The organism is Kitasatospora sp. NPDC058406 (assembly GCF_042722765.1).
GTDB lineage: Bacteria > Actinomycetota > Actinomycetes > Streptomycetales > Streptomycetaceae > Kitasatospora.
On sequence record NZ_JBHXKE010000030.1, the window covers coordinates 40,857 to 52,990 of the forward strand.

Annotated in this window: 4 protein-coding genes; 1 reads left to right on the plus strand and 3 read right to left on the minus strand. The window is 76.3% G+C overall.

Going from position 1 to position 12,134, the window contains the following annotated elements:
* Positions 1-14: 14 nt before the first annotated feature.
* The 3 genes from ACFWOG_RS08975 to ACFWOG_RS08985 form a co-directional block, all read right to left on the minus strand.
* The gene (locus tag ACFWOG_RS08975; RefSeq protein WP_329877993.1) at positions 15-164 is read right to left on the minus strand and encodes a hypothetical protein; all 150 of its coding nucleotides are present in this window, start codon (positions 162-164) and stop codon (positions 15-17) included.
* A gap of 160 nt (positions 165-324) precedes the next feature.
* Entirely contained in the window at positions 325-1,419 is a 1,095-nt protein-coding gene (locus tag ACFWOG_RS08980; protein ID WP_380356250.1) for an arylcarboxylate reductase, read from the minus strand.
* A 20-nt stretch (positions 1,420-1,439) separates the two neighbouring features.
* Positions 1,440-2,399, minus strand: coding sequence for an ACP S-malonyltransferase (locus tag ACFWOG_RS08985; protein ID WP_329877995.1), 960 nt, complete (start codon positions 2,397-2,399; stop codon positions 1,440-1,442).
* A 602-nt stretch (positions 2,400-3,001) separates the two neighbouring features.
* Between ACFWOG_RS08985 and ACFWOG_RS08990 the strand changes: the two genes are divergently transcribed.
* Positions 3,002-12,134: type I polyketide synthase (locus ACFWOG_RS08990; protein ID WP_380356241.1), on the plus strand; the 9,133-nt coding region annotated here is incomplete at its 3' end.

Sequence of the window (12,134 nt, forward strand, 5' to 3'; positions counted from 1 at the left end):
GTCGGCCTGATCGGCTACGGCCTGGTCGGCTCCGCCTTCCACGCCCGCTGATCGCCACCACCCCAGGGCTGCGGCTGGACGCGGTGGTCACCGCCGACCCCGATCGTCGTGCCCAGCCGGCCCGGGAGCACCCCGATGCCCGCGCCCTGGACAGTTTCGAGCACCGCGCCGGGGTGCTCAGCCTGTTCGGCCCCGTCGAGACCGTCTACGCCGAGATCGACGTCCGCCGGGACGGCGCCGTGGTGGACGACGACGAGTCCGACCTGCTGGCCGGGCCCGGGACCGGGACGGCGGCCGTCCCGGTCACGGCTGTGCGGCGGCCGGTCAGTAGAGCCCTTCCGGGGCGGTGTTGGTCACCTGCAGCGGCCGGACGTTGGCCACGCCGTCGCTGGGCCACAGCCCCGCGCAGTCGTAGCGCAGCGCCTGGTCGCGCTCCAGGATGTTCGGCAGGAGGAGGTCCTCGTGCAGCACGGTCAGCCGCACCTGCCCCGACGCCCCGTACGCCACCGGGGCCGACCAGTCCTCCCGGTCCACCACCGCCATCGTCACCTGCGGGTAGTTCGGCACGTACGGCAGCAGGTCTCCCGTCTGCCGCTCGGCCAGCCCGGCCGCGTTGCCGAAGGTGTTGCCGTAACTGATGCCGCAGATACCGCCGTTGAGCGCGGCCGTGAAGTCCTGGTGGGTGTCCGGCGAGATCTGGGTCCCGCTGAGCCGGACCCCGTCGAGCGCGGCGACCAGCTCGGGGTGGCGCTGCCGGAGCGCCTGGAAGACCGCCGGCGTGGTGGTGGCGTAGTGCACCCCGCCGCGCCCGAGGACGTCGGCGATCTGTTCCAGCAGGTGGGTGGTGTACTCGCGGGCGTCGGCCAGCCGGCCGCCCCGGATCAGCCGCTTCACCCAGCGCGGGTCCATGTCGATCGCATACACCCGGCCCGCGTACAGCTCGCTCGACTCCCAGACGCCGTTGCCGATCAGGTGGGGCCCGGTCGGGGTGGCCTGCAACCAGCTCCGGCCGGGCTCGAAGCCCTCGCTGACGAAGGACCAGCGCCGCCACGCCCCGCGGTGCAGCAGCATGTCCGGGGTGTAGAACACCCGGCACGGCGCGCCGGTGGTGCCGCCGGTGTCCCACACCCGCCCGGTCAGCGGGCGCGGCACCGCGAGCGGGACCAGGTCCGCCGGGTCACCGGACCGCAGGTCCTCCAACGGGAACGGGCCGAAGGCGGTGAGCTCCTCGTAGCGGGTGATGTCCAGGGGATCGAAGTCCAGCCCGGCCGCCCGGCGCAGCCAGTACGGACTGCCGGCCTCGGGGTCGAAGTGCCGCCGCAGGATGCGGCGGGTCCACTCGTCGAGGTCGGTGTCGAGCCACCCCTCGACCAGCGCGTCGCAGGCGGCACCCGGCCGCACCGCCCCCGCTCCGGTCACCGTGGCGGCCGCCGTGGCGGTCACCGCGCGGACCGCCCCTCGGTGATCTCGATGCCGAGCTCGTAGACGGTGGTCAGCACCTGCTCGACGTGCTCGGGCCGGTCCACGTGCACCACCGGGAACGGGAACCGCAGGATGCCGTCGGGGATGGACCCGCCCATCACCAGCCCGAGCCGCACCCCCTGCTCCTTCATGCCGGTGTACACGTCGACCACGCTGATCGGGTCGGTGGCGTTGCGGTGGAAGAGGTCACGGACGTCCTCGCCGGTGACGAGGAGCTTGCGGTCCAGGCAGGACGCCAGCGGCAGCCCGGGGGCCTCGAAGGACATCGCGTCGATGTACGGGGCCATGAACGTGCGGAAGTACCCGCGCAGCGGCGAGTGCGCGGCGATCGGACGGTCCGGGAGCGGGGTGACCAGGCCGGGCGGCAACCCGGCGGCGAGCGCCTCCAGAGCCTCCCGATCCCCGGAGAGCATCATGATGGCCGCGGCGCCGTCCGCCGTCGGCCCGAAATCCCCCGACAGGTGGACGCCGGGCCGGTCCCCGGTCAGCGCGGTGATCTCGGTGCCGGCCGGGACGAAGGCCAGCGCCATGCCCTGGACAGGCGCGTCGGCGGGCGGCGGGGTGACGGCGCGGGAGTGCGCCAGCATCTCGATCAGCGCGCGCCGCTCCAGTGCCCCGGACAGCGCGCTCGCCGTCATCGCGCCCAGGCTCAGGCCGCCGAGCACCGCCGGGTGCAGGTCGTGCTCGGCGAGGATGTCGTGGACGGCCAGCGCCAGCGCGGCCTCCCGGATGCTGCCGACGCTCTGGCGCTCCTCGACCTCCTTGGGCAGTTCCTCGTCGAGCAGTTGGCCCGTGGTCAGCCCGCTCCATTCGGCTATGCGGGCATAGAGGTCCCGCATCACGGGATATGCCTGATACAGCTCGATGCCGTGCGGCTCGGTTCCGACACCGCCGCCGAAAAGATATCCCAGTGCCATGTGCGACTCCTTCGGGAATTCCTTGAAAATGAAAGGGGAAGGGTGTCGGCGTGGAGCGCGAGTCCCACCGGAGGGCGGCCGACCGACCGCTCAACTGCCGCTCCAGCACCGTAGCAGGGGCGGCCCGGAGAAAAAACCGGAAACAGTCGAAACCGGCTTCCGGAAGTGCCCCGGGCGCCCCGAACGAGCAGTGTCGCGGTTCCCGCTATTGAAATGATATTTGCGGCTGGCAGCATATGCCCCGAGCATTCAGCAATTCCCGTTCCGGTCGGCTCCCTCATCGGATCCCGGTCGAAATCGCCGGGGCGGGAATGCGGAGGAGGCGGTCCGGGCTACCGGTGCGCCGCCGCCGGCCGGCCCCTCGGAGGGGGAGACACCGCCGGGTCGCTCCCGTGCGCCGGGGAAGTTCCGGGCGCTCGTCACGTCGGCCGTCCGTAGGGCCGACAGCCCTCCGGGGCCCGGTGGCCGCCCCGGGACCTCCGCTCCCGGCAGGGCCCCTCCCGGGCTCCGCACGGAACCAGCTCGTACCGCTCCGCCGGGTGGACTCCCCGGCGGAGCGCCCACGTCCGACCGTCCGGCTCGTCGCGAAGGAGTGCAGCACGATGACTCACGGATCCGACACCGGTGTGCCCTTCCTGTATCCACTGTCCGGTGACACCGCGGGCCAACTGGCCGCCCGGGCAGGGCTGCTGCACGGCACACTGGCCGGCCGGCCGGAGCTCGGCGCCGCCGACGTGGCGGCCGCCCTCGCCGGCCGGCCGGCCACCGGGCGGCACCGGGCCGCGCTCGCGGCGACCGACCGGGACGGCCTGCTGGCGCAACTCACCGCGCTGGCCGCGGGAACGGCGGGCACAGCTGGGACGGGGCCGGCCGGACCGGGCGCGGACGGAGCACCGGTGTCGCTGACCGGGACCGCCGGGGACGGCACCGTGGCCTTCGTCTTCCCCGGCCAGGGGTCCCAGTGGCCCGGCATGGCCGTGGAACTGCTGGACCTGGCACCGGCCTTCGCGGCCCGGCTCGACGACTGCGCGCAGGCGCTGGAGCCGTTCACCGGCTGGGCGGTGCAGGACGTGCTGCGCGGCGCGGCGGGCGCACCCGCGCTGGAGGGCGCCGCGGTGGTGCAGCCGGCGCTGTTCGCCGTGACGCTCGCGCTGGTCGCGCTCTGGGAGAGCCACGGGGTACGACCCTCCGCCGTGCTGGGGCACAGCATGGGCGAGATCAGCTCCGCCGTGGTCAGTGGAGCGCTCGACCTGGAGGACGCGGCCCGGGTGGTCGCGCACTGGAGCCGTTTGCAGGCCACGCTGACCGGACGCGGCGAGATGGTCTCCGTGATGGCCCCCGCCGACCGCGTCCGCCCGCTGCTGGAGCGCTGGCGCGGACGGCTGGCGGTGGCCGCGATCAACGGCCCCGGCTCGGTGGTCGTCTCGGGTGACGCCGACGCCGCCGCCGACCTGGTCGCCCGCTCCGGCGAACTCGGCCTGCACGCGCGACTGGTCGCGGTCGGGCTGGCCGCGCACTCCGCGCACATCGACTCGATCCTGCCCGAGCTGCGCGCCGCGCTCGCCCCGCTGCGGCCCCGGCCCGCACGGCTGCCGTTCTACTCGGGCCTGACCGGCGGGCGGCTGGCCGACCCGGTGCTGGACGCCGACCACTGGTGCCGCAACCTGCGCGGCACCGTGCGGTTCGCGGAGGCCGCCACGGCGCTGCTGGCCGACGGCCACCGGCTGCTGCTGGAGGTCAGCCCGCACCCGGTGCTGACCTCGGCGCTCCAGGAGACCGCCCTCGCCGCCGGTCTGGACGCCCGGGTGCGCGGCTCGCTGCGGCGCGGCCAGGGCGGGCCGCTGCGGGTGCGGACGGCCCTCGGCGAACTGTTCGTGGACGGGTACGCCCCGGACCTCGCCGCGCTCGCGGCCGAGGCGGGCGGGCGGGCCGTCGAGCCGTCCTGGGAGGCCGACGAGGCGTGGCGGTCCGCCGGCCCGGCGGCCGACGGGCAGCAGGAACCGGCCGCGGACGGCGCCGACGGCTCCGTCGGGCTGGCGCACCGGCTCGCCGGGCTGGCCGAGGACCGGCAGCGCGCGCTGCTGCTCGACCTGGTCGGCGGGGCGGTCAACGAGGCGCTGGGGCGCGGCGGGCCGGTGCCCGCCGACCACAGCTTCGTGGAGCTCGGGCTCGACTCGGTCAGCGCGCTGGCCACCCGCAACCGGATCGGCGCGGTGACGGGGCTGAACCTCCCCGCCACCCTGGTCTTCGACCGGCCGACCCCGCGCGCGGTCGCGGAGTTCCTGCGGGCCGAGCTGACCGGGTCCGGGCCCGCCGACGACGCCTGGGCAGCGGCTGCGCCCGTCCCCGCCGACCGGGACGACCCGGTGGTGATCGTCGCGATGGGCTGCCGCTACCCGGGCGGGGTGAACTCGCCCGAGCGGCTGTGGGAGCTGGTGGCGGCGGGCGGCGACGCGGTCGGGGAGTTCCCGACCGGACGCGGCTGGGACCTCGCCGCCGGCTACGCGCCCGAGGGCCGCGAGCCGGGCCGCTACTACCAGCGCGAGGCCGGGTTCCTGGCCGAGGCCGACCTCTTCGACGCCGGGTTCTTCGGTATCTCGCCGCGCGAGGCGGAGGCGATGGACCCGCAGCAGCGGCTGCTCCTGGAGACGTCCTGGGAGGCGTTCGAGCGGGCCGGGATCGAGCCCGGATCGCTGCGCGGCAGCCGAACGGGGGTCTTCGTCGGCGCGATGGCGATGGACTACGGCCCGGGCCTCACCTCCGGCTCGGAGCTCTCCGGCCACCTGCTGACGGGCACCGCCGGCAGTGTGGCGTCGGGCCGCGTGGCGTACGTCTTCGGCCTGGAGGGCCCCGCCGTCACGGTGGACACCGCCTGCTCCTCCTCGCTGGTCGCCCTCCACCTGGCCGCCCGGTCCCTGCGGCACGGGGAGTGCGACCTGGCGCTGGCGGGCGGCGTGACCGTGATGAGCACGCCGGGCATGTTCATGGAGTTCAGCCGGCAGGGCGGGCTCGCGCCGGACGGGCGGTGCAAGGCCTTCGCAGCCGCCGCCGACGGTTTCGGCCTGGCCGAGGGCGCGGGCGTGCTGGTGCTGGAACGCCTCTCCGACGCCCGCCGCAACGGCCACCCGGTGCTGGCGGTACTGCGCGGCTCGGCGGTCAACCAGGACGGTGCGAGCAACGGCCTGACCGCCCCCAACGGCCCCTCCCAGCAGCGGGTCATCCAGGCCGCGCTGGCCGACGCCGGCCTGACCGGCGCCGAGGTCGACGCGGTCGAGGCGCACGGCACCGGCACCACGCTCGGCGACCCCATCGAGGCCGGGGCCCTGCTCGCCACCTACGGCCGGCAGCGGCCCGCCGAACAGCCCCTGCTCCTGGGGTCGTTGAAGTCCAACATCGGACACACCCAGGCCGCGGCGGGTGTGGCGGGCGTCATGAAGATGGTGCTGGCGATGCGGCACGGCGTGCTGCCCAGGACCCTGCACGTGGACAGTCCGTCGCCGCATATCGACTGGTCGGCGGGGGCGGTGGAGCTGTTGAAGGAGGCCCGTGCCTGGGAGACCGAGGACGGGCGGCCGCGCCGGGCCGGCGTCTCCTCCTTCGGCGTGAGCGGCACCAACGCCCACGTCGTCCTCGAACAGGCCCACGAGAACGAGCCTGCGGACCCGGAGCCCGCGGACCCGGAGCACGACGCGGACACGGTCGTCCCCTGGCTGCTGTCCGCCCGCTCCCCCGAAGCGCTGCGCGACCAGGCCGCACAACTGCTGACCCTCGACGGGCACCCGACCGACATCGCCCACTCACTCGCCACCGGCCGCGCCGCCTTCGACCACCGCGCCGTCACCATCGGCACCCACCACCGACTCCGCGACGCCCTCACCGCACTCAGCGAGGACACCCCCCACCCCGACCTCGTCCAGGGCACCCCCCACCACCCCGGCCGCACCGTCTTCGTCTTCCCCGGCCAGGGCTCCCAGTGGCCCGGCATGGCCGCCGCACTCCTCGACACCGAACCCGTCTTCGCCGAGAAGATCACCCAGTGCGAGAAGGCCCTCGCCCCACACGTCGACTGGTCACTCACCCGGCTGCTGCGCGACGCCGAGCCGCTGGAGCGGGTCGACGTCGTCCAGCCCGCCCTGTGGGCCGTGATGGTCTCCCTCGCCGCCCTCTGGCAGCACCACGGCATCCGCCCCGACGCCGTCCTCGGCCACTCCCAGGGCGAGATCGCCGCCGCCGTCGTCGCCGGCGCCCTCACTATCGAAGACGGCGCCGCCGTCGTCGCCCTCCGCAGCCGGGCCCTCGACGCCATCGCCGGTGACGGCGGCATGGTCTCCGTCCGGCTCTCCGCCGAGCGGACCACCGAACTGCTCGCCCCCTGGGCCGACCGGATCTCCGTCGCCGCCTACAACTCCCCCACCACCACCGTCGTCGCGGGCGAGAGCACCGCCCTGACGGAACTGCTGGCGGTGTGCGAGCGGGAGGGCGTCCGCGCCAGGAGCATCCCGGTCGACTACGCCTCGCACTCCCCGCACGTCGAGAAGATCCGCACCCGGCTGCTCGACGTCCTGGCCGGCATCAGCCCGCAGGCACCGCACATCCCGATGTTCTCCACCGTCACCGGCGACTGGCTCACCACCCCGCCCGACACCGCCTACTGGTACACCAACCTGCGCCAACCCGTCCTCCTCGCCCCGGCCCTCAAGACCCTCCACGAAACCGGCCACACCCACTACATCGAGACCAGCCCCCACCCCGTCCTCGTCCCCACCATCGAGGAGACCCTCGACACCGCCGTCACCCTCCCCACCCTGCGCCGCGACGAAGGCGACCGACGACGCCTCCTCACCTCCCTCGCCCACGCCTGGACCACCGGCCTCACCGTCGACTGGACCACCGCGACCCCCCGCGGCCGACGCGTCGAACTGCCCACCTACCCGTTCCAGCGGGAGCGGTTCTGGCTCGCCCCGAGCACGACCACGCCCCCGGGGGCGGGCCCGTCCGCCGACGGTCTGTGGGACATCCTGGAGCGCCAGGAGCCGACCGAACTGTCCGCCGAGCTCCAGGTGAGTCCGGCCGCGCTCGGCGAGGTGCTGCCCGCGCTGGCGGGCTGGCGGGCCGAACGGACCGCGACCGCCGAGGCCGACTCCTGGCGCTACCGGATCGGCTGGCAGCCGCTGGGCCTGAAGCCCGCCGAGGCGCCGGCGGGCCGCTGGCTGGCCGTGCTGCCGGAGAGCGACACCGCCCGCCGGGTGGTCGAGGCGCTCGCCGCGGTGGGCCTCGACGTGGTCCCGTTCACCGTGAGCGGTCCCGGAACGGGACGCGAGGCGTTGGCGAAGCGGGTGACCGAGGCGCTCGGCGACGGGGAGGCGCCGGCCGGCGTGCTCTCGCTGCTGGCCCACGAGGAGCGCCCGCACCCGGAGTTCGCCGACCTGCCGGGCGCGGTCGCGCTGACCCTGGCCCTCGTACAGGCACTGGGCGACGCGGGCGTGGAAGCGCCGCTGTGGTGCCTGGTCAGCGGGACGGCGGTGCTCGGCGCGGGTGAGCGGCCGGGCGGCCCGGTGCAGGGTGCCGTGGCCGGGCTGGCACGCACGGTGGCGCTGGAGCACCCCGAGCGCTGGGGCGGGCTGGTGGACCTCCCGCCCGCCGACGGCGCGGGACTGGACGAGCGGGCGGCGCGGCGGCTGTGCGCGGTGCTCGCGGCCGCGCGGGACGAGGAGCAGGTGGCGGTGCGGTCCACCGGCGTGCACGGGCGCCGGCTGCTGGCCGCCCCCGTCCGGACGGCCGGGGACTCCGGGCCGGGCCCGGCGGTGTGGCGACCGGCCGGGGCGGTGCTGGTGACCGGCGGCACCGGCGCGGTCGGGGCGCACCTGGCGCGCCGGCTGGTGGCGCAGGGTGCCGAACAGGTGGTGCTGCTCAGCCGCCGGGGTGCGGCGGCGCCCGGGGCGGCGGCGCTGCGGGCGGAGCTGGGCCCGGCCGTGGAGCCGTTGGCCTGCGACGTGACGGACCGGCAGCAGCTCGCCGCGGCCGTCGCCGCGTACCGGCCGGACGCGGTGGTGCATGCCGCCGGGGCGCTGGACGACGGGGTGCTGGACGCGCTGACGCCCGAGCGGATGGCGTTCTCGCTGCGCGCCAAGCTGACCGCGGCCCTGCTGCTGGAGGAGCTGACGGCCGACCTGGAGCTGTCCGCCTTCGTGGTGTTCAGCTCGGTGATGGGCGTGGTCGGCAACGCCGGTCAGGGCAACTACGCGACGGCCAACGCCGCTCTGGACGCGCTGGTCGCGCGGCGCCGGGCCGCCGGCCTGCCGGGAACCGCGATCGCCTGGGGTGCCTGGGGCACCGAGGGGGCCGACCGGGGCACCGGCGGCGCGGGCGCCGGAATGCTGGCCGACGAGGTGGCCCGGCGGCTGGGCGACCGCGGTCTGCCGACCATGGCACCGCGCAGCGCGATCACCGCGGTGGCCCGCGCGCTGGGCGAGGACGACGAGCTGGTGGTGGTCGCGGACGTGGACTGGCGGCGGCTGGCCGAGTCGTCCGGTCTGCGTTCGGCGCTGCTGGGACGGCTGCCGGTGCCCGCCGCCGCGGCGCCGGCCGAGGAACGGCCCGCAGCCGCGGAGCGGCCCGGCGAGCTGGCCGGCCGGCTGGCCCCGCTGGCCCCGGGCGAGCGGATGCACCTGCTGACCGACCTGGTGCGTGCGAACGCCGCGGCCGTGCTGCGGCACGCCGACAGCGGCGCCGTGCTGCCCGCGCGGGCGTTCGCGGAGCTCGGCTTCGACTCGCTGACCGCCGTCGAGCTGCGCAACCGGCTGGGTACGGCGACCGGTCTGCGGCTGCCCGCGACCGTGCTCTTCGACCACCCGACGCCGCACGCGGTGGCGGTGCGGCTGCTGGCCGAGCTGGGCCTGGCGCGGGAGTCGGCCGAGCCGGGCCCCGCCGGTGCGCCCGGAGGCGGCGCGGCCACCGGGCCGGACGGCGGCGAGCCGCTGGCCGTGGTCGGCATGGCCTGCCGCTTCCCGGGCGGGGTGGGCTCGCCGCAGGAGCTGTGGGAGCTGCTGGCCGAGGGCCGGGACGCCGTCGGTGACTGGCCGGCCGACCGCGGGTGGGACGTCGAGCGGCTGTTCGACCCGGACCCGGACCGCCCCGGCACCACGTACAGCCGCAGCGGCGCGTTCCTGGCGGACGCCGGCGGCTTCGACGCCGAGTTCTTCGGGGTGAGCCCGCGCGAGGCGCTGGCCATGGACCCGCAGCAGCGCCTGCTGCTGGAGACCGCCTGGCAGGCGGTCGAGGACTCCGGGCAGGACCCGTCGGCGCTGCGCGGCGGCCGGGTCGGCGTCTTCGTCGGCACCAACGGCCAGGACTACGTGGACGCGCTGGCGGCCGCCGAGGGGATCTCCGAGGGCCACCTGCTGACCGGCAACACGGCCAGTGTGCTCTCCGGCCGGATCTCCTACGCCCTGGGGCTGGAGGGTCCGGCGCTGACCGTGGACACCGCCTGCTCGTCCTCGCTGGTCGCCCTCCACCTGGCGGCCCAGTCGCTGCGGCGCGGGGAGTGCGAGCTGGCGCTGGCCGGCGGGGTCACGGTGATGAGCACGCCCAAGCTGTTCGTGGAGTTCAGCCGTCAGCGCGGGCTGGCCCCGGACGGGCGGTGCAAGGCCTTCTCTGCGGACGCGGACGGCACCGGCTGGGGCGAGGGCGTGGGCGTGCTGGTGCTGGAGCGGCTCTCCGACGCCGTGGCCCGCGGCCACCGGGTGCTGGCCGTGGTCCGGGGCTCGGCGGTCAACCAGGACGGTGCGAGCAACGGCCTGACCGCCCCCAACGGCCCCTCCCAGCAGCGGGTCATCCAGGCCGCGCTGACCGACGCAGGGCTGACCGCCGACCAGGTCGACGCGGTCGAGGCGCACGGCACCGGCACCCGGCTCGGCGACCCGATCGAGGCCCAGGCGCTGCAGGCCGTGTACGGGCGCGGCCGGGCCGCGGACCGGCCGCTGCTGCTCGGTTCCGTCAAGTCCAACCTCGGCCACACCCAGGCCGCCGCCGGGGTCGCCGGGGTGATCAAGACGGTCCTGGCGATGCGGCACGGCCTGCTGCCCCGGAGCCTGCACATCGCGGAGCCCAACCCGCACGTGGACTGGTCCTCGGGCACGGTACGGCTGCTGGCCGAGGCCGTCGCCTGGCCGGACACCGGCCGGCCGCGACGCGCGGGCGTCTCCTCGTTCGGGATCAGCGGCACCAACGCCCATGTGATCGTGGAGCAGGCGCCCGACGCCCCCGTGCGGGCGCCGCTGCCCGCGCGCCGTGCGCCCCTGCTGCTGTCCGCCCGGGGCCCGGCCGCCCTGCGGGCCCGGGCCGAGCAGCTGGCCGGCCACCTGGACGGGCGGCAGGAGGTCGACCTCGCGGAGCTGGGCCGGGCCCTCGCGGTGAGCCGGGCCGGTCTGGAGCACCGGGCCGCCGTGCACGGCGCGGACCGGGCGGCGCTGCGCGAGGGCCTGCGGGCGCTGGCCGACGGCGCCCGCTCGGCGGCGGTGACCACCGGCGTGGTGCGGGCGGACGGGCGGACGGCGTTCCTCCTGCCGGGCCAGGGCAGCCAGCGGGCCGGGGCCGGGGCCGGGCTGTACCGTGCCGAGCCGGTCTTCGCCGACGCGCTGGACGAGGTGCTGGCGGCGCTGGACCCGCACCTGGACCGGCCGCTGCGCGAGGTGATGTTCGCCGCGCCGGGCAGTACGGAGGCCGCGCTGCTGGACCGCACCCGCTACACCCAGCCGGCCCTGTTCGCCCTGCAGACGGCGCTGCTGCGCCTGCTGGACCACCACGGTGTGCGGCCCGACCTGCTGCTGGGGCACTCGATCGGCGAGCTGTCCGCCGCGCACGCGGCCGGGGTGCTGGACCTGGCGGACGCGAGCGCGCTGGTGGCCGCGCGCGGCCGGCTGATGGACGAGCTGCCCGAGGGCGGCGCGATGGTGGCCGTCGAGGCGACCGAGGAGGAGCTCGCGGCGGTGCCGGCCGCGCCGGGGGTCGACCTGGCCGCGGTGAACGGACCGCGCTCCTGCGTGCTCTCCGGTGACCGCACGGCGGTGCTGGCCGTGGCGGAGGAGTTCCGGGCGCGCGGACGGCGTACCAAGCGGCTGGCGGTGGGCACCGCCTTCCACTCCGCGCGGCTGGAGCCGATGCTGGCGGCCTTCCGGGAGGTCGCGGCGGGCCTGGCGTACCGGCCGCCGACGCTGCCGGTGATCTCCGACCTCACCGGTGAGCCGGCCGGCGCCGAGCAGCTGTGCTCCCCCGACTACTGGGTGCGGCACGCGCGCGGCACCGTCCGGTTCCTGGACGGCGTGCGGCGGCTCCGGGCCGAGGGTGCCGACCGCTTCGTGGAGCTGGGCGCCGGCGGGGTGCTCTCCGCGCTGGTGCAGGAGTGCCTGCCGGACACCCCCGAGGGCGCGGCGGTGGCGCTGCTGCGCGAGGGGCGGCCGGAGGACGAGTCGGTGACGGCCGCCCTGGCCCGGCTGTACGTGCACGGCACGGCGGTGGACTGGAGTCCCGGCGGCACCGGCGGCGGCCGGGTCGAGCTGCCCGGCTATCCGTTCCAGCACCGCCGGTTCTGGCCGGCGCCCGCCGTCACCGCACCGGCCACCGGGCGGCTGCGCTACCGGATCGACTGGCAGCCGCTGGAGCCGGGGCCCGCGGCCCGGCTCACCGGCCGCTGGCTGCTGGTGCTGCCCGAGGGCGCCGACGCGGACGGCCCGGCCG